The following is a 23,407-nucleotide window of genomic DNA, read 5'->3' on the forward strand; positions in this document are numbered from 1 at the left end:
GTGCGGGCCTGCTTCGTCCGGAAATCGGATAAGGCCGGTCCAGTCGCATCCCCGGGTATCAGACACCGTTCGGCATGGCCTAAGGTCGCTTCTGAACCAAGCACCTGGTGCAAGGCTTGATCGAAGGGAGGAGGTTTATAGACGATGGCAGCCATCACAGACCATTCGCAGAGGCTCGCCGAGCTGGCGTATGCACGTTACCGGGAAGCATTGGGTCAGCGTGTTCTGATCGCGGTCGCCGGTGCTCCAGGGTCTGGCAAATCGACGATTGCCGAGGCCACCGTCGAGAGGATCAATACAGACGCGCCTGGTCTTGCCGCTGTCTTTCCCATGGATGGCTATCACTATGACGATCAGGTCCTCGATGCGATCGGCAGACGTGCCCACAAGGGGGCCCCCGACACATTCGATGTCTATGGTTTGAGCCACATGCTTCAAAGGCTGAAGGACAATCGTGAAGACATGATTGCCGTGCCGGTCTTTGATCGTGCCATCGAGATCGCCAGAGCCGGTGCGCGGCTGATCTCAAATGAGACCAGCATCATCATCTGCGAGGGAAACTATCTTCTGCTCAGCCAGCCTCCATGGGATCGCCTGAAGCCCATCTTCGACGCCACCGTCTTCATCGAGGTGACGCCGGATACCTTGCGCCAGAGGCTTGAGGCGCGTTGGCGCGGCTTTGGGCTGAGCGACGAAGACATCCGCTTCAAGGTGGAGGAAAACGATCTCCCAAACGGGATCGCCATCGCCAGATTGAGTGCCAAGCCCGACCTCGTGCTGATCAACTGAAGCGAGGAAGGGTGAGCAATGACCGAGCCGAGAAGGATATCGACCCCGCAGACAGCAAAGGGTTTTCCAGTCGGTCGGCAGGTCGAGAGAGTGTCCGGGGCCGATAGTGCGAGAAATCAGGGAGTCTGCGTCCTCGATGTCGGCAAGACCAATGTCAAGCTCAGTGCTTTGACCGCCCATGGCGAGGTTCTCCAAACTCTTGCCGTCGAAAACCCAGTTCGCCCGGGGCCGCCCTGGCGACATCACAATCTTTCTCTTCTGGGTGGCTGGGTTCTCGATGGCCTTCGTAGTCTTGCTCGGGATTTCCCGATCTCGACCTTTGTCACGACCGCCCATGGCTCCGGCGGGGTCCTGGTTGGATCCGACCCCGCTGAAGGCGACGGGACGGCTCTGCCGATGATTGATTACGAGCAGCCGTTGCCGGCTGACGTCGCTGAGGCCTATCCTCCCCTTGCGGGCTCCTTCCACGATCGAGGCAGTGCCATCATGCATGGGGCGACCCATCAGGCGCGCCAGCTTCTATGGATGGAAATGGCTGAACCGGCCAAGTTCAGGGAAGCGCGATGGTTCCTGAACCTGCCGCAATACTGGGCCTGGTGGCTGACAGGTCATGCCGTCTCGGAGCGCACGAGCCTCGGGGCCCAGTCCCATCTCTGGAACACGCCTGATGACAGGCCCGCGCCGATCGTCGGGCTTCGTGGATGGGGTCACCTTCTGCCTGATATTGTGCCAGCCTGGACGAACCTGGGTCGTCTTCGCCGTCCGCTGGTCGACCGCTTCGGTCTGCCCGAAAACCTCACCGTTCTGGCCGGTATTCATGACAGCAGCGCAAATCTCTACCGCTACCAGGCCGCTGGCCGCGCCGACGCCGCCATATTGTCCACCGGGACCTGGATCGTCGGCATGAGTGGGCAAACGCCACTCGACGATCTCAACGAGCATGCCGGGATGACCATCAATAGCGATGTTTATGGTCGTCCGATCGCTGGCGCTCTGGTGATGGGCGGGCGGGAGTTTGCCCATGTTGCCGGAGAGGATGGCCACGGACCCGTCGACATCGAGACTGTGCTGAACGTGATGACGCGCGGGACCATGGCTATGCCCAGTTTTGGGGATGGAGATGGCTTCTTCCCCGGAAGCGCCGGGCGCGGTCACGTGACAGGACCCGCGTTGACGGGCACGCGTGAGCGCCGCGCACTCGGCCTCATCTATGTCGCGCAGTTGGCAGTCGAATGCCTTGATGCGCTGAAGGTGAGGGATACTGTTGTTCTGGACGGCAGCTATCTCCGGGATCCGCTGTTTGCGCGGCTCGTCAGCACACTCCGGCGTGGAGGCGAGACGCTGATCAATCTCGATACCTATGGCGTGGCGACCGGAGCGGCCCTGCTTGCATCCCACGCGACCTCGCTTGCGGCCGAGAGCCTGCATCTACAGACGGCCGAACCGATCACGGAGTCGGCGGAGCTTTTCCAAGCCTATCATCGACGCTGGCGCGAGGACGCCCGCCGGTGATGAGCAGTTCCAGAAAGGACATGACATGAGCCAGAGCAAGACCGACCAGACCAAGCAGGATCTGCGCAGGAAGATGGTCGAGATATGTCGCCGGATGAACGCTAGCGGCATCAATCAGGGAACAGCCGGCAACCTCTCTGTGCGAACGCCGGACGGTTTTCTGATCACGCCCTCTTCGCTGCCCTATGACGTGATGACACCCGAAGACCTCGTGGAGATGGACTTCGATGGCACCTATGCCGGACGCCGTCCCTCCTCTGAATGGCGGTTTCATCGCGACATCCTGAAAAACCGTTCGGACATCAATGTCGTTCTGCATTGTCATTCGATGTATGCGACAACCCTTGCCTGCCATCACAAGACCATACCGGCCTTCCACTACATGGTCGGCGTTGCCGGTGGAACCACGGTTCGATGCGCAGACTATGCGACCTTCGGAACGCAAGCCCTGTCGGATCATGCCTTGAAGGCACTGCAAGGGCGGCTCGCCTGCCTGCTTGGCCAGCATGGACAGATCTCGCTGGGTCGGGATCTCGAACAGGCACTATGGCTCGCAATCGAGATCGAGACCCTGTCGCGCATGTATGTTCAGGTCCTGACCCTGGGTGAACCGCCAATCCTGTCCGATGAGGAAATGGAGCGGGTAATCGGCCAGATGAAGCGTATGAGCTACGGTCTTGGACCAGAGGCGGAAGGATCCAACGATGTGGCGCGGCCACGCGCGTGAGCCCATGACCATCCAGCTTTGCAAGCATTAGAGGTGACCATCATGACCTCCACCATGGACGTGGATGAGAAGACCAGACGTTACGTCATCGGCGTCGACGTCGGAACGGGCAGCGCGCGTGCCGGTCTTTTCGACCTCAATGGCCGGATGCTGTCGGTCGCCAAGCGCGACATCACGCTCTATCGCGAGGCGGGCTCGATCGTCGAGCAGTCAAGCACCGAGATCTGGCACGCCGTCTGCGCGATTATCCGTGAAGCGGTGCAGGAAGCCGGCGTGTTGCCCGAGCAGGTGGTCGGGCTCGGCTTCGACGCAACCTGCTCGCTGGTGGTGCTGGGCGCGGGCGGCAAGCCGCTCGCCGTCGGCCCCTCGGAAGAGGCGGAGCGTGACATCATCGTCTGGATGGACCATCGCGCCCTTGCCCAGGCCGAGCGCATCAACGCAATCGGGCACGACGTTCTGCGTTATGTCGGCGGGCGCATCTCCCCGGAGATGGAGACGCCGAAGATCCTGTGGCTGAAGGAAAACCGCCCGACGACATTCAAGGCCACCTGGCAGTTCTTCGATCTCGCCGATTTCCTGACCTGGAAATCGACCGGCGATCTCGCCCGCTCGACCTGCACCGTCACCTGCAAATGGACCTATCTCGCCCATGAGGCGCGCTGGGATGACAACTATTTCAGGAAGATCGGCCTCGAAGAACTGGCCGACGAGGGCTTTGCCCGCATCGGCACTGATATCGTTGAGCCCGGCACCCGCCTGGGGCAGGGGCTGACGAAAGAGGCGGCTGAAGCCATGGGGCTGAATCCGGGGACTGCTGTCGCAGCTGGGATGATCGATGCCCATGCCGGCGGGATTGGCACTGTCGGTATCGGCGGCAAGCCCGCCGAGAACCTGGCTTACGTCTTCGGCACCTCGTCCTGTACCATGACCTCGACTGCAGATCCCATCTTTGTGCCGGGCGTCTGGGGACCCTATTACTCGGCCATGGTGCCCGGCATGTGGTTGAACGAAGGCGGCCAGAGTGCCGCAGGCGCGGCGATAGATCAGCTCCTCTCCTTCCATCCCGCTGCCGCCGAGGCGACCTTGCGGGCAAAGGCCGCGGGCAAGTCCCTCCCCGCTTTCATGGCTGAGCATGCAGAAGAGAAGGTCACGAATGTCTCGAAGGCCATCGACCTGGCGGCTGGCCTGCACGTCGTGCCGGAATTCCTTGGCAATCGAGCGCCATTTGCCGATCCGCATGCGCGCGCCGTCATTGCCGGGCTTGGTATGGAGCGCGACTTCGACAGTCTGATTGCGCTCTACATCGCCGGGCTCTGCGGCATTGGCTATGGATTACGCCAGATCATTGAGACACAGGCAAAGTCCGGTGCCTCCGTCGAGCGGGTGGTGATCAGCGGCGGTGCGGGTGCAAGCCCGCTGGTGCGCCAGCTCCTTGCCGATGCCTGCGGTAAGCAGCTGGTTGCGACCGCTGCCGACGAGCCTGTATTGCTCGGCTCCGCCATCCTCGCCAGTGTGGCGGCGGGGGCCTTCCCGGACATGCGCCATGCGATGGAAAAGCTCTGTGCAGTGGCCACGGTTTACCATCCGGCCGGGGCGGATGTCGCTCAGGCACATGAGCGACGGTACGGCGCATTCCTGCACCTGCAGGATACCGCGAGGAAACTGCGATCGGTCTGATTGGCCGGATGTACCGGGTCGCCGCCGACATGGGACGATCAATGCCAGCCAAGAGTCTTAGGATCGTTTGTCAGTCGAGAGCATGCCGAGCGGCCTGATACCCGCATATCAGGCCGCTCGGCACGGATCTCCGTGCAATCATGCCGGCGATATCAAGGCAGCAATGACACGCCAGCATCAGCCGGTTGTCAGGTTTCCACCGAGGGATAGGCGCGGTCGCGCCAATGCTGCAGTTTTGCGGCAAATTCGCGTTGAAAGGCAAGCGGGCCGGATTTGTTGAAATAAGGCTCGTCGTAGATCCCGATGAACAAAGTCAGGTTGAGAAAGAAATGCGCGCCCATTTCGAACAGGGCGACAAAATCGTGGTTGACCAAGGCGGACCGCTCCTCATCCGTCAGGGCGTGAACGGTCGACGCTTCCACATCGTTGCCAAGCAGCTTCGGGCCGATCGATTGTTCCCACGTCGCAACGAAGCTTTTCGGATCCTCGATATACCGCTTCAGGTATTCCGGATCTCGATCCACCGTATAGAGGAACTTGTTGACGTAATACTTGCTCATGCCGCCTGCTCCTTCGGATACCAGGTGAAATAGGCTTCCATCGTGTGGAAGAGGTCCAGGTTGTCGACGTAGTCGGCGCCTTCAGGACCGGCTATGCCCAGCATCAGGATGAAATTGAGGAAGCCATGGGTCGCATTGCCGCTTTGCTCCATGCTTTTGTGCGTCACATTGGCGAGGATGGAATCAATGTCGCCGGCGCGCAGCCACTCGATCGCCTGTCGGTCGAATACCGGGTCCGGTCCCGTTTCCATGAATTGGCGCGGGCCGCCGAGTTCGAGGGAGAGGTGACCCGTGCCGATTGCCGCGACACGTTTGTCGGAAGGATAGTCATCGATCGCTTTGCGGATTGCCCGTCCCAGATCATAGAACCGTCGGGGAGAATGGAGTGGTGGGGCGAAGATGTTGGTGTAGATGGGTACGACCGGAAGATCGTTCTGGGGACGAACCGTGATGATTGGGCAGATGATCGAATGATCGATCTTGAGTTCGTTGGAAAAGGCAAAATCGAAATTCTGGTCCATCAGTGATTGGTGCATGAAGCGCGACATGTCCTCGTTGCCTTCGAGGACATATTTGGGAATGCCGAATTCGCGTTCTTCATTATAGAATGTCGCATCATAGCGAGGTGCTTTGCCGATCAGGAACTGTGGGCAGTTGTCCAGAAAAATCTGGTGAAAGTGGTCTGAACCGATCATGACGAGAATGTCAGGCTTGGTTCGTGCCAGCGTTTCCCGATAGGCTTCGATTTTCCTCTTCCATTCTGGCGCCTGAGGCATTTGCTGCTCCGGCGGTGCCGTGGTCGCTTTCAGGTAGAAGGGGTGATGGGTCGACGCAAGCGTCGCAACTAGTTTGGCCAAAGTACTTCTCCCTCAATTTTGGCGGCTCTGCCGCGCCTGTCGCATTGCCGGCGGAGTGTTCCGGGCCGGCATCCTCACTCAGTCGGCAAAAAGATCGCGATGGATGCCGGCCGCCTCGAAGAGGTAGTCACGGCTCTTCTCGATTTCGCGCCGCAGCCGGTCGATGTCGAAACCAAGCAGCTGCCCGTCCCACTTCTTCACCCTGCCGGCGACCAGGACAGCCTCGACGTTGGACCGCTCCATCAAGGTGACCACCGCGCCCGCGGCATTGTTGAGCGGCGCAACGTTCAGGGCATCTGCACTCAGCAGGATGATGTCGGCCTCCTTGCCGGGCGTTAGCGATCCGATTTTGTGATCCAGCTTAAGGCCTTGCGCGCCGCCGATCGTGGCGGTGCGAAGGGCGTCGGTGGCGGTAGCAAGCCGGGGATACTCCTGACCTGCAAGGGCCTTGGCATTCGCCTCCATGCGCTGCAGCGTGACGAAGCTGCGCATCTGCGTGAAGAAGTCGGCCGTCATGGTGCATTCGACGTCGGTCGAAAGCGATATGCTCATTCCCAGATCGATCGAGGTCTGCAACGGCGGCGTCCCGTGACGCATCTGCATCTCGATCGGCACTGACAGGGATACGTGCGCACCCGCATCGGCAGCATATCTCCAGCCCTGTTCGGACATCCCCGTCATGTGGATGAAGATATTGTCCGGACCGAACATCCCCCGGGCACCCAGTTCATCGAAGGTGGGTTGCATGCCGAAGGTGCCCACGACATGGAGCGCGATCGGGATTCCCAGTTCCCGGCCGATACGCCAGGCGTCTTCATATCCGGGGATATAGATCTCTCCCCCCATGACCATGGTCAACAGCTGGTCATCTGATGAAAAATGCGTCTGATGGATCCGCTTTGCGTCCGAAGGATAGACTGATTTTTCGCCCCATCCCTCGAAGTACCCGAGGACTGACCGGCGGCCGGCATCCCGCAGGCCTTCGACGGCCGCATCCGAATGCTCCGGCGAATGATGAATTTGACTGACGTCCATCACTGTTGTCACGCCGGCATCGAGCTGCGACAGCGATCCGAAGAGTTCGTTGATGTAGATGTCGTCTGGCCGGTAGACCATCGAGAACTTCTGCAGAATGATCTCGTAGTAGTTCGAGCGTGATTCCGGTCGACCGTCATTGATCAGGATGCCGTTGGCGAGATGACCTCTGAGCGCAGTCTCGAACTGATGATGGTGGGTATCGACAAAGCCCGGCATGACGATCTTGCCCTGAGCGCCAATCACGGCTGCGCCGTCAGCGGAAAGAGACGGTCCAACCGCAATGATCTTGGAGCCCTCGAGCAGAATATCGCCGCTTTCGAAATTGCCCACCTGGTCGTCCATGGACAGAATCACGCCGCCTTTGATCAGCGTCTTGCGGCCAGACTCCCCGATCCCCTTTGGCAAGCTTGCCGCCGCCGCGGCCTGCGCTGCTGCAGATCTCGAATTGCTCTCCACTGCGCTCGCTTCGAAGCGCGTGGGGCAGGGCGATCGGGTATCACTCTTACACAGTCTGCACATGGCTCTTCCTCCCTGGCCGTGATGCGTTCTTTTGTCGTCAGGTCCCTATGATCGATTGCAGGACCGGATAGCGTGTTATGGCGTGAGCAATGTGGGATGCCGCCTGTCGCAGTGCCGGCAAGCGCTCGGCTACAAGCGTTTCCGGCGTCACGATGCCGGTGTAGCCGGACGTATTCAGCGCGGCGATCGTGCGCCCCTCCATATCGCGGATTGGAACTGCGAGAGCCGTAATGCCGTAATCCAGTTGGTCTACGGTTGTCGCATAGCCCTTCTCGCGAACGACAAGGATCTCTCGCTTGAGTATTTCGACGTCGGTAATCGTTCTTGATGTGAGGGCCGTCAGACGAACCTTGCTGAGGTAGCGCTCCAGTGCCTCGTCTGTCAGCCCGGCAAGCAGGACACGCCCCAGGGACGTCGCAAAAGCGGGATATCGCGCACCCATCACCGCGGCCGCCCGGCGGGCTCTCTGGACCGATACATGGGCGACGTAGATGACATCCTCTCCGTCGAGAGTGCCGGCAGATGAGGCGTCGCCGAACTTTTCCACCAGTTCTCTAAGGTCCGGTTGCAGCACTTCCTCGATACGGGCCGAGAAGTAAAAGGCGGATCCGAGCGTCATGATCTTGGGTCGCAGGTGGAAGCGCTTGCCAGTCTGTTCGACATAACCGAGCGCCTGCAGCGTGAGCAGGCTCCTGCGCGCGGCAGCAGGCGACAGACCGACGCGCTTTGCGACCTCGCTCAGCGTCATCTCCGGATGAGAGGCGTCAAAGCTTTCGAGAATTGCAATTCCCTTCGCCAGAGCCTCCACGAATTCTGCTGGTCGCTCTCCATCCTCGGTAAACATGATCGCGGTCTCCTGCATGTTGATCACCTCCGTTCATACGGGTGTTTGACCAACAGCGCACGACTGATGACGTGCGCCCTGTCGACGTTTGTGCAGTTGGCGCGATTTCGCCTATCCATCGGCAATCCCTTAAACCCCTGGTCTGCGTGCTCCGGATGCCGGGCCCGTGCCCGATCCGAGCTGGCGACTTGACGGCAAGATAAATAGTGCTAACGTTTTCGGCAAGAGGAAATAATTTCGCACAGCGAAAACGAGGGTCGTAATGCGAATAGGAAAGCAAGATAACGCCAGCACCGCCATTGCGACGTCGGATGCGGATTCGATCAATGTGCGCGGATTGGATCTTTGCACCGAGTTGATTGGGCAGATCGGCTTCACCGACTATTTCTGGTTTCTCGTCATCGGGCACCGCCCGACGGAGGCCCAGCGTGCCATTCTTGATGCGTGCCTGGTGGCGATCGCCGAACATGGGCTTGTGCCCAGCGTTCAGGCTGCCCGGATGACTCTCGCGGCTGGACCGGAGGCATGGCAGGGAGCCGTTGCTGCAGGCTTGCTTGGCATGGGCAGCGTGGTTGCGGGCAGTTCTGAGGCGGCGGGGCGGTATCTCGCAGCCGTGATTGATCATGCGGATGCAGGCGCAACAGGTCTTGAAGACGCGATCACCGCGAGCCTCAAAGACCTGAAATCGTCCCGCAAGAAAGTCCCTGGTTTAGGGCACCCTCAGCATAGTGCTGGGGATCCGAGAGCAAATCGGCTGCTCGATCTCGCTGATTCGCTTGGCATCAGTGGCCGCCATGTGGAGACGCTGCGCACACTCGCCAAACACGCACCTGCAATTATGGAGCGTCCGCTTCCGATCAATGTCTCCGGCGCCATTCCGGCGGTGATGCTCGACGCTGGATGGCCACTTGAGGCGCTGAAGGCCGTACCGCTTCTCGCCCGCACGGCCGGTCTTGCAGCGCACCTATACGAGGAGTCCCTGCGCTCCATTGGTTTCATCATGTCCCATCACGCCGACCTCGCAATTTCCTACGATGGGCCACCGTTGGACAAGAACCCTGCCGACGCGGAAGGACAGTAACGATGGTGAAGCTTTTGAAGGACATCCGCGTCGTCGAGCTCGGAACCTACATTACCGGTCCCGCTGCGAGCATGCATCTGGCCGATCTGGGAGCGGACGTCATCAAGGTGGAACGCCCGGAAACGGGTGATCCATTTCGCGCGTTCAAGGGTGGCCTCTATTCGCCGCATTACCAGACATACAACCGCAACAAACGTTCGATTGCCCTGGACACGACGAAAACGGAGGATCTCGCGATCTTTCGGGATTTGATCGCGACAGCCGATGTGTTCATTCAGAATTTCCGGCCAGGCGTTGCGGAAAAGTTGGGCTGCGGTGAAGACGATCTGCGGCAGGTCAATTCACAGCTGATCTACTGCGCGATATCCGGCTTTGGCCAGAGTGGTCCCTCACGCGACCGCCCGGCATTCGATACTGTTGCTCAGGCGGCCAGCGGTTTCTTGCGCCTCGTCACTCCGCCGACCAACCCGCGTGTCATAGGCCCGGCCATTGCCGACGCGATCACCGGCCAGTACGCCGCCATGGGGATCATGGCAGCCTTGCTTGAACGGTCTCGGACCGGCAGGGGGCGGCGGCTCGACATCTCGATGCTGGAGGCAATGACCCACTTCAATCTCGACAGCTTCACCCATTACTACGCTGTTGGTGAGGTCATGGGGCCGCTGTCCCGTCCGGTCGTCTCGCAGAGCTATACCTTCGAATGCAAGGACGGAAAATGGATTGCAATCCACCTGTCGTCTCCGCCCAAGTTCTGGGAAGGCCTTCTCGAAGCGACGGGGCAGCAGGCTCTGGCGTCTGATCCGCGCTTCAGTGAACGCCTGCAGCGAATCAAGCACCAGGACGATCTAATCGAGATCCTCACGCCGGTCTTCAAGACGGAGAGCCGCGACGTCTGGTGCGAACGTCTGCTGACGCAGGAAGTGCCGCATTCTCCGGCATACGACGCCGATGAAGCACTTGAAGATCCGCAAGCCCGACATTTGAGACTGGCAGTGCCCATCGCCCATCCGGAGCTGGGCCACTCGACCACAATCAGGGCGCCCTACAGCTTCGACGGTGAGCCGGAATTCGACATGCTGCCACCGCCGACGCTTGATCAGCATGGCACGGAAATTCGCGAGGAACTGACGCGCCTCAAGCGGACCGGATCGGCGAAGAGCGAGGACAAGGGAGGATGAAACGCAACGGCTGATGGGGTCGAGCTCAGCCGTTTTTGGCCATGCTGCGATGCAACTGTCCGCCATCTTCACCACGAGGGTGAACGCCCGACTCCGGTCACTGCGGTGATGGAAGAGCACCTCGGATTCCAGTGGGGCTGGATAGGCGCGGAATACGTGTCGCAGCTTTGTCGATGCCGCGGCTGGTGTGCCAGAAAATCGGAGGACGCGGGCCTCGTCACTGTACCTGAGGCACCTCGTGAGGGGGCAATTCCAGTACCAGAACAAGAGCCAAGGCAGAAAGCCGATGCAAGCAACTACCGCATCAGACCTTGGACGATCATCGAAGCAACGGCGACGGTCCGGCTCCATGAGTCGAGCCACATGTTTTCAGGAGTTTGAACGCAAAACTTTGGGAGGAGACCAATGCGTATTCTATTCGGACTTTTCACGGCGGGCATGATTGCCTTGCCGGGCGCAGCGACGGCGCAAGAGACTATCAATCTGACGATAGCATCGAGTCATCCGACGGTCATTCCGTGGGTCGGCATGATGAAAACGCATTTCATGGCACGGACCGATGAAATCCTCGCGAAGAGCGGCAACTACAAAATCGAGTGGAACGAGGCATTCGGCGGGCAGCTTTACAAGGCCAATGCCACGCTGACATCCGTCGAGCAGGGTATCACCGATATCGGCTGGGTGTTTTCGTTCCTTGAGCCCGCGAAACTGCCGCTCAGCCAGGCATCGAGCTATGCGCCTTTTGCCACGGTCAACCCCCCGCTTCAACTGGAAGTCATGCAAGATCTTCTGGAGAACAACGAAGCGTTTCGCAAAGAGTGGGAGCAGTACAATCTCAAGGTTCTCGGTCTCACCGGCACCGACATGTACGACATCTACACAAAGAAACCGCTGCAGGGGATAGACGACATCAACGGTATGAAGTTGTCGGCTCCGGGCGTGCTCGGAACCTGGCTGCGCGGCACGGGAGCCAATGCGGTCGATGGCTCGCTGACGAGTTTCTACACCGATATCCAGACCGGGATCTCGGACGGCGTTCTTTCCCTGGCTCTGGGTGCGTTGCCGGCTAAGCTTTATGAGGTTGCGCCCTATATCAACCGGTTCGACGCGGGCGTCGCCTTCTCCGGCGCTGTGGCCATCAATCGAGACAGCTGGGACGGCCTGCCCGAAGAAGTCCAGCAAGCGATGGTCGAGGCCGGCAAGTACTATACCGAAGCGCATGGCAAGGATTTGCTGGAGCGCCACGAAATCGCGATGAACAAGATGGTGGAACTGGGTGCCACCCAGAACCCGCCCGTGACCATCGTCAAGATGAGCGACGAACAACGAAAGGCCTGGGTTGACAAGCTGCCTGATATCGCCGGCGAGTGGGCCGCAGATCTGGATGCCAAGGGGCATCCGGCGAGCGAATTCCTCAAGGCCTACATGCAGGGACTTCGCGATCGCGGCGAGACTCCCATGCGAAACTGGGGCGAGTGAAACGTGGCTCATGATATCGAACACGCTGCGGGGCAGGCGCGAAGCCCGTCGCCTGCTCCGGGCAGGTCAGCCCGGCTGTGGTTGACCTTCGTAGATGGCCTCGCCGTGCTGGGGACCATCCTCATCGGCGTCCTGATGGTCATTATCTGCACAGACATACTCGCCCGAAACGCGATGGGCTCTTCGCTGCCTCTCGTGTCGGAACTGGGCGCATTGCTGCTGGTGATGATCGTCTGCCTGCAATTGCCTGCCACCGTCAGGGCTGATCGTCTGGCGCGTACGGAAGTGTTTTACATTCCCATTCGTGAACGCCATCCAAAAGCGGGCGCGGCCTTGTCATGCCTGTTCAATCTCGTCGGTTCTTGCGTGTTGGGCGCCATCGCCTGGGCAAGCTTGTCCATTCTGGTCAAGGACTTCGAGAGCGGCGAGTTCATAGGCGTGACAGGCATCGCCACCCTTCCGACCTATCCGTTTCGCATCCTGATATTCATCGGCATTGCCGTCTCATCAATCCAGTTTCTCGTACAGGCGGTCGCCGAAGCGAGATCGGTCAACTGGAGAGGTCCGTCACATGTCTCCGATTGAAATCGGCGCTGCGGCGATCGCGGCACTTCTCGTCCTCATCTATCTCGGCATGCCAATCGGGGTTAGCATGCTTGCCGTCTCCTTCGTTGGTGTGGCAGCCATTCGCGGCGAAGGGGTATCGCTGCGAATGATGGGCGCTGTTGCAAACGACAGTTTGCGGGAATACCTGTTCGCGGTGGTTCCACTCTTCGTGCTGATGGGTCTGCTGGTGACAGTGTCGAGAGTGGGTAAGGACACCTTCGACGTATTCCAGTATGTCTTCGGGCGGATTTCGGCCGGCCTTGGCATGGCGACGGTGTTCGCCAACGCCGTGTTTGCAGCCATTACTGGCATTTCGATTGCATCGGCAACAGTCTTCAGCCGTGTGGCAGTCCCCGAAATGGTCCGCCACGGCTATACGCGCAAGTTCGCGACCGGCGTCGTTGCGGGATCGTCCGTCCTCGGTATGCTGATACCGCCCTCCCTGCTGATGATTGTCTATGCGGTCCTCGCTGAAGAATCTGTCGGGCGCATGTTCCTTGCCGGCCTCGGCCCTGGCGTGTTGCTTGCCTTTGCCTTCTGCGTCACGATCATGCTTCTGGCGCGCTTCCGCAAAGACTTTGTGTTTGATGGCCACGCGGATTCGGTGGAAGCTCCGCCCTTGAGTCTAGTGGACCTGACGAGGAAGTCGCTCCCGATCGTCTCCCTCATTTTGGTAGTGCTGGGCGGGCTCTATGGCGGATTCCTCAACCCAACGGAAGCGGGCGCAGCCGGTGCTTTCGGGGCCCTTGTGATCGCAGCTCTTCGTCGATCCCTCGGCGGTCGAACCCTGTGGCGACTGTTGGTCGAAACTGGCCAGATTACCGTCTCGGTCCTGTTTCTTATACTCGCTGCGACGTTCTTCAGCCGCATGCTGGCTCTGTCGGGTGTCCCGACTGGACTGGCCGAACTGTTTTTGGGTAGCCCTCTCGGGCCCTATGGTTTCCTTCTCCTCTATCTTGCACTGATCATCGCGCTGGGCTGCCTGATCGATTCCATTTCCATCATGCTGATCCTGTTACCAATCGCCTTGCCGATCGCAGAGGCCGCTGGTTTCGATCTGATCTGGTTCGGCGTGTTGACCGTGGTGGCGGTCGAGGTGGGATTGCTCACGCCCCCATTTGGCCTATCGGTCTATGTCATCAAGTCGGCCATGGATGACCCAGACCTTAAGGTGGGCGAGATCTTCAGGGGAGCCTGGCCTTTCGTGTTGGCCATGCTGGTGTCGATCGCTCTGATCGTGGTCTTCCCGTCGATCGCGACTTGGCTCGCGCGCCTATAGCGGCAAGCTGCGGATCCGGCTGGTTCGAAACCCAGCCGGATCCAATGGCTCACTTCGTCAGATCAGTCCAGATACGGGCATAGATCTGCTGCACGTCAGGCGGGCACGTGACCTGGAAATGGGCGGCATCCTTGAATTCGGCCGGAATGTTCATTTCGGGTGCCTTGGGCAGTTCGGGATCCATGAACTTCTCCGAACCGACAATCGCGTTGCCATAACGTGTATAGTTGGAAATCATCGCGGCGTTTTCTGGATCCATGATGAAGTCCAGGAAGAGCTTCGCATTTTCGACATTCTTCGCGTCGGCGAGGATCGCGACATTATCCTGCCAGATCGAGAAGCCTTCCTTAGGATAACCGTAAGCGAAGCCGGGATTTTCGGCGCGGATGCGCATCGCGGCACCCGACCAGAAGATCGAGGCATTCAGGTCTTCCTTGATGAACTTTTCAAAGCTCGCATAGTCGATCGAAGCCCAATAGGGTTTCGCGGCCATCAGCTTGTCCCGTGCAGCCTTCAGGATCTCCTTGTCGGTGGTGCAGGCTTCGCCGCCGACATAGGTGATCGCCATGTCGATGACATCATTCATCTGGGGGACGACGTTGATCTTGCCCTTCAGTTCCTCGGGCGGGTCGAAGATGACAGCAGATGTATTGATGTCACCCTTGTAGACCTTGGTGTTGACCATGACGCCGGTGGTACCCCAAACCCACGGCACGGTGTAGTGGCGGCCGCTGTCCCAGGCGACGTCGACCCATTCGGGGTTGACGTTCTTGAAATTCGCCATCTGGTTGGGCTCGCTTTTCAGCAGGAGACCCTTTTCGATGTAGATCGGGACCACGGAGGCGGAGGGAACGATGATGTCGAAGCCGTGACCGCCAGCCTCGATCTTGGCAATTGCGGTCTCGTTGGAATCGTATTCGGTGAGGGTGACCTTCACATCGTATTTTTCTTCGAACTTCTTGATCAGGTCCGGCGGCGTGTAGAGGCCGAAATTGAAGATGTTGAGCTGTCCTTCGGCCAGGGCCGGGATTGCAGTGGTCAACAGGAGGCTTGCTGCAAGCGTCAGTCTCGATGCACTGTTCATGTTGTTCTCCTCTGAAAGTTCTAGTTTTTCTTTCGTGTTGCCACCCACGACCCCGCAACGATCAGCACGCTGATCAGAAGAAGAAGCGAGGAAATGGCGTAGATTTCGGAGGTCAGGTTTCGCCGCAGCTCGCCCATCAGGTAGGTCGGCAGGGTCTCCTGACCCGGGGACTTCAAGAATTCGGTCATGACGAGATCGTCGAGCGAAACCACGAAGGCCAGCATGAAGCCGGCCATGATGGCGGGTGCGATGAGCGGCAGCGTGACCCGCCTGAAGGCGTAAAAGCGGCTGGCGTAGAGGTCAGCAGCGGCAGTTTCCAGGCTCAGATCCATGCTCGCCAGCCGTGCACGGATCGGCAGGTAGGCGAAGGGAATGCAGAAGGTCGTATGGGCTGCAATCAAGAAGCCTAGGCCGGTGTAGCCGGTCATTTCCTTGATCTGGCCGATGATGATCAGGAGCGCGATGGCGAGGACGATCTCTGGGACCATCAGAGGCTGGTTCAGGATAATATGCACGATGCCTTCGCCGCGGAAGGCTGCGGTGCGGCTCGTGGCAAGGGCTGCCATGGTCGCCATGATCGTTGCCAGAACGGCGGCGCTCGTCGCCAGGATCAGCGAGTTGACGGCAGCATCCAGGAAGGCTTGATTGCGCAGTGCGGCCTCGTACCACTTCAGCGAAAATCCTTGCCAGTTGCCGATGACCCGTCCCGAGTTGAAGGAATAGGCAACGAGGATCGCCATCGGCACGTAGAGAATGACGAAGCAGGTGATCGCAAGGGCTGCAGCGCCAGGTAGACGTTTGACGTTGAATGCACCCTCAGCCATGACTGCGCTCCGTCTTGTCGGAGGTGACGCGGGTGTACCAGATCAGCGCCACCATCACGAGAACGGTCAGCGTGATGGCGAGTGCCGCGCCGAGGGGCCAGTTTCGGCCTTGGCCGAACTGCATTTCGATCAGGTTTCCAAGCATCATGGACTTGCCGCCACCCATGATGCGCGGGGTGATGTAGGCGCCGAGCGACGGCACGAAGACAAGGATGGAGCCGGCGATGATGCCGGGGCGCACCAGGGGCAGGATCACCCGCCGCAAGCAGTACCACCGCGAAGCGTAGAGATCGTAGCTGGCCTCGGCGAGGGTAAAATCGAATTTTTCAATCGCCGCATAGACCGGCAGCACCATCAGCGGCAGGAAGACATAGGCCATCCCGAGCAGCACCGCGAAATTGGTGAACATCAGTTGCAGCGGTTCCTGAATGAGACCGAGCGCCATCAGGATCCGGTTCAGGACACCCTCCGAGCGGATGATTTCCTGCACGGCGATGGTACGCACCAGGAGGTTCGTCCAGAACGGTATGGTGATCAGGAAGAGCCAGAAACCACGCTGCGACGCCGGCCTCGTCGCGATGAACCAGGCCGTCGGCAGTCCGAAGATCAGGGTTAGCAGCGTGGTGGCGAGCGACAGGCCGACGGACCGGCCAAGGATATTCAGATTGGCCTGGGAGATGGTCACCGTGTCATCGAAAATGTCACGCTCGAAGAGAACCGAAAACCAGCCCTCGGTCGAGAAGATCCATTTGACGTTGCCGAAGTCGCCGGGCGTGAGGAACGAGTAGACGAGCACGATCCCGAGCGGAAGGATCGAGAACAGCACGATTGTCAGGATCGCCGGCAGCAACAGGATCCAGCGGCGGGAGGTATCGGAGCCGGTCATGCCGCAGCCTCCTCGTCCGCGATGATCTTGATCGCCTCTGCCGGAAGGCAGATTGGGATCGTTTCTCCCTCGGCAAAGCTGCGTGCACCGTGCAGGGCGTTTTGCACGCGAGCGACGAGAGCCGTCCCGTCGGGCAAAGCCAAATGTACGTGGCTGTCAGTCCCGAGAAACACCACCTGTGTCACGGTGCCCGTCAGGTTCAGGGCTTCGTTACGATGCTCGCCGAGCGTCACATGTTCCGGACGGATCATCAGCGTCAGAATGCCGTCGGATGCATCGGCCAGCGCCACCGTGCCTGCTCCGACCTTCACGACCCCTGCGGCCCCATGAGCGGTCAGGAAATTCGATTCCCCGATGAAGGAGGCCACGAAACGGTTGGCCGGGTTCTTGTAGAGTTCGACCGGGTTTGCGATCTGCTGAACACGCCCGCCGCTCATCACGGCGATGCGGTCGGACATGGTCAGGGCCTCCTCCTGGTCATGAGTCACGAAGATGAATGTAAGGCCCGTCTCGCGCTGCAGGCGCTTGAGCTCGGTCTGCATTTCCTTGCGCAGCTTCATGTCGAGCGCGGACAACGGCTCGTCGAGAAGCAGGATACGTGGCTTGGCGACCAGCGCCCGGGCGAGGGCCACGCGCTGCTGCTGTCCCCCCGACAGTTCCACACTCTTCCGGTGCTTCAGGTGCGAAAGCTGCACCAGCTTCAGCATCGCATCGACAGCCGGCTCGATCTCGCTGCTCGGCCGGCCCAGTGCCTCCAGAGCGAAGGCGACGTTCTGGGCGACAGTCATATGCGGAAAGAGAGCATAGTTCTGGAACACCGTGTTCACGGGGCGCCGGTTGGGCGGCATATGGGCGATGTCTTCGCCGTCGAGGACGAGTGCACCATTGCTTGGACTGCTAAAGCCGGCAATCAGCCGCAACAGGGTGGTCTTGCCGCACCCAGAAGGCCCCAGGAGTGTGAAGAACTCTCCTTCGGCAATGGAGAAGCTCACCTCATGCAAGGCGGTGACTGTCCCTTTTCCATGACCGAACCGTTTGGATAATTCACGAATGTCGAGCATGTGCCTCTCGTCCCCCAGGGTCTGCCAATATGGGAATTGACAAAATTACTTTAGTCAATAAAATTTTTTAGTGAGAAAAATAATTTATGGCGACAAGCTGATGGTGGAGCTTTCCAGTGACGTGACTACGGCCGAACTCGGTCTGCGCAGTCGCAAGAAGGCCAAGCGGCGAGACGAGATCATTGCGGCCGCGCGAACTCTGTTTGCGAAGAACGGAGTAGATGCCACGACGATGGCCGACATCGCGGCTGCCGCTGGCATATCGGCGCCGACTGTCTTCAATTATTTCGGTTCCAAGGACGGCGTGCTGATTGCGCTGATTACCGATGGCACGACGGAGGCGCGCGAGACTGATCGGCACAAGCACTGGCGCGAGGGCGCAGACCTTGCGACGCTCGTCGTCGGGCTGTTCCTGCGGGTCTCGCGCAGGACCTTGGAGATTGCCGACAAACAGGTCTGGCGCTACGCGGAGGCAGCCGCCATTCGGCACCCGGAAACCGAACTCGCCCTGCAATATCAAGGAGTTTCAGATGCGCTCGTGGAGGTCGTCGCGGAGTTCCTGTCAGATCTCAACCTGCGGTCCCGATCAGGAGAGGCTTTGTCGCCGCATTTCGCCGCACGGCTTTTCCACGATGTCTGGATGCCCTGCTTCATCAGTCTGATCACCAACGAAGAGCAGAGCCTTGCCGATCACGAGGCCATGTTGCGCGAGCGCATGCTGCCACTATTCCGGCTGCTCTTCGACGAAAGCTGCGCCAAGGCGCCCCAGCGCAAAGGACATCCTGCATGAGAGCTTCGCTCGTCTTCATCAACGCCCGGATCCTGACGATGGATCCGGCTCGACCACGCGCGTCGGCTCTGGCCGTTGCCGGCAATCGCATCCTCGCCGTGGGCGACGAAGACGAGATACGCGGTCATATCGACACTGAAACGCGGGTCATCGACGCTCAGGGCGCGACACTGATGCCGGGTTTTGTCGAGAGCCACCTGCACATCTTCTCGGGCGCATACGGTCAGACCCTGTTGCAGCTCGCCGATATCAGAGGATTCGACGCAATGAAGGCCGCGGTCGAAGCGTTCTCTGCCGCCCGTCCGAATGAGGGGCTGCTCTTTGCCCAGGGTGCAGACTACGATATACTTGGACGCGGCACGCGGCTTGATCGCCACGCGCTCGATGCCATGTGCCCGGATCGGCCGCTCGCCGTGATGGCCTATGATTTCCATACCCTTTTCGCCAACACTGCGGCGCTCAACGCTGCTGGCCTGCTTCAAGGGCGCGAGCTGCCGGTTGGCAATGAAGTCGTGATGGGGGATGACGGGCTTGCGACCGGCGAATTGCGCGAGAAGTTCGCACTCCTGCCGGTGCTTGACCTTCGCACTTCTGGCGGGCGGGAAATGCTCGGCATGTCCGGCATCGAGCCGCCGCAGCCTCCGACGGAGGCCGAGTGGCGTGAGGACGTCGAAATTCTCAAAGCCGGAATGCGGTTCGTCGCCTCCAAGGGCATCACCTCCATTCACAACATGGATGGCAACCGTCATCTTCTTGAATTGTTGCGCGACGTGGAGCTCGAAGGGGCATTGCTTGCCCGGACCTCGGTACCCTTCCACCTGACGCGCGAAATGCCGCTGAGCGAGCTCGAACGGGCATCGGCCATGACCCGCGACTTTACCGGTGACACGCTGCGTTGCGGTCGCGTCAAGATCTTCGTGGATGGCGTGATCGAGAGCGGCACGGCTGCAATGCTCGCCGATTACGCCGACCGGCCTGGTCTGCGCGGAGACCCGATCTTCGATCTTGAGAGTTTTAAGCAAGCAGCAATCGAGGCCGATCGCCGAGGTCTGCAGATCACGGTGCATGCGATCGGCGATGCTGCCGTCAGGATCGCGCTCGATGGCTATCAAGCGGCACGAGATGCAAACGGTGCGCGCGACAGCCGCCATCGAATCGAGCACGTCGAGATGATCGATCCCGCCGATATCCCTCGCTTCGCCGAGCTTGGCGTCATCGCCTCGTTCCAGCCGCTGCATGCGCCGAACGGGGAAAACCCGACGAGCCGCAGCATCGGCCCCGAACGGGCGCACACCGCCTATGCCTGGCGTACCCTGGCGGAAGCCGGGGCCGTCGTCGCCTTCTCGTCCGATTGGCCGATCGTACCCGTCGATCCCCTGCTCGGGATTCAGACGGCGCTCACCCGCAAGCCGCATCTGCCGGGCCTGCCGGACCAGCGTCTGCCGCTCCATCAAGTGCTGGAAGCCTTTACCTGCAACGGCGCTTACGCGGGCCACATGGAGGAGAAGTCCGGAAGGCTCAAGCCGGGGATGTTCGCTGACCTCGTGCTCCTTTCCGGGGACATCGAGACGGTGCCAACAGATGAGATCGCCGCCCTTGGCATCGTCATGACGGTATGTGACGGGCGCATCACCCACGAAGCATGACAATCCCGCTCCCGAGATACGAGCTCGGCGCCAGGCGGAGGCGCGGGAGCCGGCAATCGTGCCGGCTCGCCCGCAAGCAGGTCCTGGCGGCAGTTTCGTTTGCCCGGTATCGGTTCATACAAGACAAAGCCCCCGAAGCCAGCTGACGACGGGGGCTTGGATCACCACTCCGGGCTTTCCCGCAAGCGCCTATTCTTGCGCCTTGGGTTGCAAGGAGATCTGACGGGCGAGCGCCAAAGAAATTAGTGTGCAAACCGCGCCGGACAAAAGATAGAGACCTGCGGCAAAGAGCCCGAACCAGGTCGACAGAAGAAGCGCTGCCAGCGGCGCGAAGCCGGCGCCGAACATCCAGGATAGCGCCGAAACGATCGCCGACGCGGTGTAGCGGTTGCGCCTGTCAAACAGCGAGGCGATCGTCCCCGACGACTGTGCGAAATTGAAGCCGAGGATCAGGAAGCCGATCATCATGTAGGCGATGACCCCTGATTGTCCCGCGTTGAGAAGCAGCGGGGCAGTGAGAGCGAAGGCGCCGATCGCCCACGCACCCCAGATCAGGATCTTCTCGCGTCCGATACGGTCAGACAGCCAGCCCGAAACCAGCATGGCAAGGACGCCCACCGCAGCCCCGGCCGCTTCGATGAGAAGGAAGGTGCCGGGCGCCTCATCGGTGTAAAGGAAAATCCACGAAAGCGGGAAGACGGTCACCATGTGGAACATGGCGAAGCTCGCCAGCGGCACGAAGATGCCGAGCAACACCGTGCGCCCGTCTTGCGAAAAGGTCGTTCTCAGACGTGTGGGCGTCAGTTCGTTCGCCTCGAACAGTTCCTTGAACTCCGGCGTGTCGACGATGCGCAGACGCGCAAAGAGCGCCACGACATTGATAGCGAACGCAACGAAGAAAGGATAGCGCCAGCCCCAGTCGAGGAAGTCGGCAGCCGAGAGCGTCATGACCAGATAGGCAAACAGCACGGCCGCAACGGCCAATCCAACCACTGCCCCGAGCTGCGGGATCATCGCATAGAACCCGCGCTTGTCCTTGGAAGCCGTGATGGCGAGCAGAGGCGCGAGACCATCCCAGGTCCCCCCGAGCGCCAGGCCCTGGCCGACCCGCAATAGCGCCAACATGGCGATCGCCCACCATCCTGCCGTTTCGTAGGAGGGAACGAGGCCCATGGCGACTGTGGACGTTCCCAGAAGGAAAAGCGCCACCGTCAGCTTTGTGACACGACCGTGGCGGCGGTCGAGTGCCGTGAAGAGAACGGTACCCAGCGGGCGCGCCACGAAGGCAAGTGCAACCAGCGCGAAGGACCAGAGCGTACCGGTCAGCGGATCAAGAAACGGGAAGATTCGCGCCGGAAACACGATCACCGAGGCAATGGCGAAGACGAAGAAGTCGAAGAACTCCGAGGTCCGGCCGATGATGACGCCGACCGCGATGTCCGACGGGGAAACGTGATGATCGTCTTCGGACGTCGTGCGGCCCTTCTGGGCGGCGGGGGAGGCAGAACCGGTCATGCTCGCCATAACGCGTGCTCACTTTCTGGTTGCAATGGGGCGGACAAGCATCGGGGGATATGCAGTCCATGCCGTAGTCTAACATGCGGAAACGAAATGCTTCAGGTGCGGCCAAATTGACAGGTGACAAATTGTCGTATGTGCTGCACCGCAAAACCGAACTAACTACCTCGGCGAATATCAATGGTCGTGGAGTGGTGTTCGGGGGGACCCCTGCTCTGTGACCCATCAGAGTATCAGGGTAAGAGATGCACGAGCTTCGCCTCCCGAAAATACTGGCCGCCATGGGGGCGGTCCTGTTCCTGTCTGCCTGCAAGGCCGAGGTCCTTGCCCCGACGGGAGATGTAGCCGCCCAACAGCGCGATCTCCTCGTCATCTCAACCCTCTTGATGTTGATCATCATCATCCCCGTGATGGTGATGACCTGCTGGTTTGCCTGGCATTATCGTGCAGCAAACAAGGAAGCGGTCTACAAGCCCAACTGGTCCCACTCGACGAAGCTTGAGCTGATCATCTGGGCGATCCCCCTGATGATCATCATCTGCCTGGGCGCGCTGACGTGGGTCGGAACGCATTTGCTTGATCCCTACAGGCCGCTTGCCCGGGTTTCTGCAGAGAAGCCACTCGATTCACAACAAGAGCCACTGGAGATCCAGGTTGTCGCTCTCGATTGGAAATGGCTCTTCATCTACCCCCAATATGGCGTGGCCGCCGTCAACGAGATGCCGGTGCCCGTTGATCGCCCGATCCGTTTTTCGCTCACGTCGTCTTCGGTGATGAACGCCTTCTACATCCCCCACATGGCCGGGATGATCTACGCGATGCCGGGCATGCAGACGACTTTGCACGGTGTCTTCAATCAGGAAGGCACGTTCCAGGGGCTGGCATCCCACTACTCTGGTGCAGGCTTCTCCGGCATGCGCTTCAAGGCGAAGGCCAGCGATCCCGCAGATTTCGACGTCTGGGTTGCGCAAGCGCGGGCCGGCACCGAGAAGCTGGACCGCACCCGTTATCTCGAGCTTGAGCGCCCCACCGAGAACGTCAAGCCCACGACCTTCGCCAGCGTCGACCCGATGCTCTTTCCGCGCGTCGTCAACATGTGCGTCGAAGAGGGCAAGATCTGCATGGCCGAAATGATGGCGCTGGATGCCCAGGGTGGTACGGGTCTGGCCGGCACGGTCAACATGAGCGCGCTGATCTACGACAAGCATGAGCGCCGCGGCACGCGCGAGCCGGTCTTCGGCTGGGAGCCCTTCAAGGTTCTCGGCTTCTGTTCGGTCGAGGAACTGGAGCAGATGCTGGCCGCCAAGCCCGCTTCGTTCAACGACAAGCCCGTCGTCTCTGGTCCCCTGATGGGACACAACATGCCACAGCCCGCATCGCCCTTCGGCGGAGATGCCGAGCGTTTCATCACGCTCGTTCGGCAGGCCTCCGGCAATGCGCCGCAACTCTGAC

Annotated in this window: 21 protein-coding genes; 12 read left to right on the plus strand and 9 right to left on the minus strand. The window is 60.1% G+C overall.

What is annotated here, in order from left to right; translation table 11 throughout:
- Positions 1-144 precede the first annotated feature (144 nt).
- From H6M51_RS17180 to H6M51_RS17195, 4 genes are read left to right on the plus strand one after another with little or no spacing between them, the layout of a single operon-like run.
- Positions 145-789 (plus strand): nucleoside/nucleotide kinase family protein, encoded by a 645-nt coding sequence (locus H6M51_RS17180; RefSeq protein WP_185811050.1) that lies wholly within the window; start codon positions 145-147, stop codon positions 787-789.
- Positions 790-807: 18 nt separating this feature from the next.
- Positions 808-2,301, plus strand: coding sequence for a carbohydrate kinase (locus tag H6M51_RS17185; RefSeq protein ID WP_185811051.1), 1,494 nt, complete (start codon positions 808-810; stop codon positions 2,299-2,301).
- Between the two features lie 25 nt (positions 2,302-2,326).
- The gene (locus H6M51_RS17190; protein WP_185811052.1) at positions 2,327-3,028 is read left to right on the plus strand and encodes a class II aldolase/adducin family protein; all 702 of its coding nucleotides are present in this window, start codon (positions 2,327-2,329) and stop codon (positions 3,026-3,028) included.
- A gap of 42 nt (positions 3,029-3,070) precedes the next feature.
- Complete coding sequence (locus H6M51_RS17195) at positions 3,071-4,705, plus strand: FGGY-family carbohydrate kinase (protein WP_185811053.1); 1,635 nt, start codon at positions 3,071-3,073, stop codon at positions 4,703-4,705.
- 188 nt (positions 4,706-4,893) lie between these two features.
- Here H6M51_RS17195 and H6M51_RS17200 read toward each other — a convergent pair whose 3' ends face one another.
- The 4 genes from H6M51_RS17200 to H6M51_RS17215 all read right to left on the minus strand — a co-directional run bounded on the left by H6M51_RS17200 (position 4,894) and on the right by H6M51_RS17215 (position 8,541).
- Positions 4,894-5,265: a hypothetical protein gene (locus H6M51_RS17200; RefSeq protein WP_185811054.1), complete on the minus strand. Its 372-nt coding sequence runs from the start codon at positions 5,263-5,265 to the stop codon at positions 4,894-4,896.
- Positions 5,262-6,122 carry an extradiol ring-cleavage dioxygenase gene (locus H6M51_RS17205; protein WP_185811055.1) on the minus strand — a complete coding sequence of 287 codons (861 nt, stop codon included), beginning with the start codon at positions 6,120-6,122 and terminating at the stop codon, positions 5,262-5,264. Before H6M51_RS17205 ends, H6M51_RS17200 begins: the two co-directional genes overlap by 4 nt.
- Before the next feature lie 78 nt (positions 6,123-6,200).
- Entirely contained in the window at positions 6,201-7,679 is a 1,479-nt protein-coding gene (locus H6M51_RS17210) for an amidohydrolase family protein (protein WP_185811056.1), read from the minus strand.
- A 37-nt stretch (positions 7,680-7,716) separates the two neighbouring features.
- Positions 7,717-8,541, minus strand: a complete 825-nt coding sequence (locus H6M51_RS17215) for an IclR family transcriptional regulator C-terminal domain-containing protein (protein WP_185811057.1) — start codon at positions 8,539-8,541, stop codon at positions 7,717-7,719.
- A 244-nt stretch (positions 8,542-8,785) separates the two neighbouring features.
- Here H6M51_RS17215 and H6M51_RS17220 point away from each other — a divergent pair, with 244 nt between their 5' ends.
- The 5 genes from H6M51_RS17220 to H6M51_RS17240 all read left to right on the plus strand — a co-directional run bounded on the left by H6M51_RS17220 (position 8,786) and on the right by H6M51_RS17240 (position 14,146).
- A complete protein-coding gene (locus tag H6M51_RS17220) occupies positions 8,786-9,604 on the plus strand; it encodes a citryl-CoA lyase (RefSeq protein ID WP_185811058.1) in 819 nt (272 codons plus the stop codon).
- Positions 9,605-9,606: 2 nt separating this feature from the next.
- Positions 9,607-10,782, plus strand: a complete 1,176-nt coding sequence (locus tag H6M51_RS17225) for a CaiB/BaiF CoA-transferase family protein (RefSeq protein WP_185811059.1) — start codon at positions 9,607-9,609, stop codon at positions 10,780-10,782.
- Between the two features lie 405 nt (positions 10,783-11,187).
- Complete coding sequence (locus H6M51_RS17230) at positions 11,188-12,261, plus strand: C4-dicarboxylate TRAP transporter substrate-binding protein (protein WP_185811060.1); 1,074 nt, start codon at positions 11,188-11,190, stop codon at positions 12,259-12,261.
- 3 nt (positions 12,262-12,264) lie between these two features.
- Positions 12,265-12,846, plus strand: coding sequence for a TRAP transporter small permease subunit (locus H6M51_RS17235; RefSeq protein ID WP_348644518.1), 582 nt, complete (start codon positions 12,265-12,267; stop codon positions 12,844-12,846).
- The gene (locus tag H6M51_RS17240; RefSeq protein ID WP_185811061.1) at positions 12,833-14,146 is read left to right on the plus strand and encodes a TRAP transporter large permease; all 1,314 of its coding nucleotides are present in this window, start codon (positions 12,833-12,835) and stop codon (positions 14,144-14,146) included. The genes H6M51_RS17235 and H6M51_RS17240 overlap by 14 nt, the downstream gene beginning before the upstream one ends.
- A gap of 49 nt (positions 14,147-14,195) precedes the next feature.
- Here H6M51_RS17240 and H6M51_RS17245 read toward each other — a convergent pair whose 3' ends face one another.
- From H6M51_RS17245 to H6M51_RS17260, 4 genes are read right to left on the minus strand one after another with little or no spacing between them, the layout of a single operon-like run.
- On the minus strand, positions 14,196-15,230 hold the full coding sequence (locus H6M51_RS17245) for an extracellular solute-binding protein (RefSeq protein ID WP_185811062.1): 1,035 nt from the start codon (positions 15,228-15,230) through the stop codon (positions 14,196-14,198).
- A gap of 20 nt (positions 15,231-15,250) precedes the next feature.
- Positions 15,251-16,054, minus strand: a complete 804-nt coding sequence (locus H6M51_RS17250; RefSeq protein ID WP_185811063.1) for an ABC transporter permease — start codon at positions 16,052-16,054, stop codon at positions 15,251-15,253.
- Positions 16,047-16,940: an ABC transporter permease gene (locus H6M51_RS17255; protein ID WP_185811064.1), complete on the minus strand. Its 894-nt coding sequence runs from the start codon at positions 16,938-16,940 to the stop codon at positions 16,047-16,049. The genes H6M51_RS17250 and H6M51_RS17255 overlap by 8 nt, the downstream gene beginning before the upstream one ends.
- Positions 16,937-18,001, minus strand: a complete 1,065-nt coding sequence (locus H6M51_RS17260; protein WP_185811065.1) for an ABC transporter ATP-binding protein — start codon at positions 17,999-18,001, stop codon at positions 16,937-16,939. Before H6M51_RS17260 ends, H6M51_RS17255 begins: the two co-directional genes overlap by 4 nt.
- 70 nt (positions 18,002-18,071) lie before the next feature.
- On the opposite strand from H6M51_RS17260, the gene H6M51_RS17265 reads away from it, so the two are divergent.
- Positions 18,072-18,791 carry a TetR/AcrR family transcriptional regulator gene (locus tag H6M51_RS17265; protein WP_185811066.1) on the plus strand — a complete coding sequence of 240 codons (720 nt, stop codon included), beginning with the start codon at positions 18,072-18,074 and terminating at the stop codon, positions 18,789-18,791.
- The gene (locus H6M51_RS17270) at positions 18,788-20,437 is read left to right on the plus strand and encodes an amidohydrolase (RefSeq protein WP_185811067.1); all 1,650 of its coding nucleotides are present in this window, start codon (positions 18,788-18,790) and stop codon (positions 20,435-20,437) included. The genes H6M51_RS17265 and H6M51_RS17270 overlap by 4 nt, the downstream gene beginning before the upstream one ends.
- Positions 20,438-20,626: 189 nt before the next feature.
- Here H6M51_RS17270 and H6M51_RS17275 read toward each other — a convergent pair whose 3' ends face one another.
- On the minus strand, positions 20,627-21,961 hold the full coding sequence (locus H6M51_RS17275; protein ID WP_185811068.1) for an MFS transporter: 1,335 nt from the start codon (positions 21,959-21,961) through the stop codon (positions 20,627-20,629).
- A gap of 239 nt (positions 21,962-22,200) precedes the next feature.
- Between H6M51_RS17275 and cyoA the strand changes: the two genes are divergently transcribed.
- Positions 22,201-23,406 carry a ubiquinol oxidase subunit II gene (cyoA, locus tag H6M51_RS17280; RefSeq protein WP_185811069.1) on the plus strand — a complete coding sequence of 402 codons (1,206 nt, stop codon included), beginning with the start codon at positions 22,201-22,203 and terminating at the stop codon, positions 23,404-23,406.
- Position 23,407: the final 1 nt, after the last annotated feature.

It is taken from the genome of Rhizobium sp. AQ_MP (genome assembly GCF_014237835.1).
Lineage (GTDB): Bacteria > Pseudomonadota > Alphaproteobacteria > Rhizobiales > Rhizobiaceae > Allorhizobium.

What these genes read in the sequence shown, in the direction of transcription:
- H6M51_RS17180 (WP_185811050.1), top strand. Translation starts at nt 145, where the DNA reads ATGGCAGCCATCACAGACCATTCGCAGAGGCTCGCCGAGCTGGCGTAT.
- H6M51_RS17185 (WP_185811051.1), top strand. Translation starts at nt 808, where the DNA reads ATGACCGAGCCGAGAAGGATATCGACCCCGCAGACAGCAAAGGGTTTT.
- H6M51_RS17190 (WP_185811052.1), top strand. Translation starts at nt 2,327, where the DNA reads ATGAGCCAGAGCAAGACCGACCAGACCAAGCAGGATCTGCGCAGGAAG.
- H6M51_RS17195 (WP_185811053.1), top strand. Translation starts at nt 3,071, where the DNA reads ATGACCTCCACCATGGACGTGGATGAGAAGACCAGACGTTACGTCATC.
- H6M51_RS17200 (WP_185811054.1), bottom strand. Translation starts at nt 5,265, where the DNA reads ATGAGCAAGTATTACGTCAACAAGTTCCTCTATACGGTGGATCGAGAT.
- H6M51_RS17210 (WP_185811056.1), bottom strand. Translation starts at nt 7,679, where the DNA reads ATGTGCAGACTGTGTAAGAGTGATACCCGATCGCCCTGCCCCACGCGC.
- H6M51_RS17215 (WP_185811057.1), bottom strand. Translation starts at nt 8,541, where the DNA reads ATGCAGGAGACCGCGATCATGTTTACCGAGGATGGAGAGCGACCAGCA.
- H6M51_RS17220 (WP_185811058.1), top strand. Translation starts at nt 8,786, where the DNA reads ATGCGAATAGGAAAGCAAGATAACGCCAGCACCGCCATTGCGACGTCG.
- H6M51_RS17225 (WP_185811059.1), top strand. Translation starts at nt 9,607, where the DNA reads ATGGTGAAGCTTTTGAAGGACATCCGCGTCGTCGAGCTCGGAACCTAC.
- H6M51_RS17230 (WP_185811060.1), top strand. Translation starts at nt 11,188, where the DNA reads ATGCGTATTCTATTCGGACTTTTCACGGCGGGCATGATTGCCTTGCCG.
- H6M51_RS17240 (WP_185811061.1), top strand. Translation starts at nt 12,833, where the DNA reads ATGTCTCCGATTGAAATCGGCGCTGCGGCGATCGCGGCACTTCTCGTC.
- H6M51_RS17245 (WP_185811062.1), bottom strand. Translation starts at nt 15,230, where the DNA reads ATGAACAGTGCATCGAGACTGACGCTTGCAGCAAGCCTCCTGTTGACC.
- H6M51_RS17250 (WP_185811063.1), bottom strand. Translation starts at nt 16,054, where the DNA reads ATGGCTGAGGGTGCATTCAACGTCAAACGTCTACCTGGCGCTGCAGCC.
- H6M51_RS17255 (WP_185811064.1), bottom strand. Translation starts at nt 16,940, where the DNA reads ATGACCGGCTCCGATACCTCCCGCCGCTGGATCCTGTTGCTGCCGGCG.
- H6M51_RS17260 (WP_185811065.1), bottom strand. Translation starts at nt 18,001, where the DNA reads ATGCTCGACATTCGTGAATTATCCAAACGGTTCGGTCATGGAAAAGGG.
- H6M51_RS17270 (WP_185811067.1), top strand. Translation starts at nt 18,788, where the DNA reads ATGAGAGCTTCGCTCGTCTTCATCAACGCCCGGATCCTGACGATGGAT.
- H6M51_RS17275 (WP_185811068.1), bottom strand. Translation starts at nt 21,961, where the DNA reads ATGGCGAGCATGACCGGTTCTGCCTCCCCCGCCGCCCAGAAGGGCCGC.
- cyoA (WP_185811069.1), top strand. Translation starts at nt 22,201, where the DNA reads ATGCACGAGCTTCGCCTCCCGAAAATACTGGCCGCCATGGGGGCGGTC.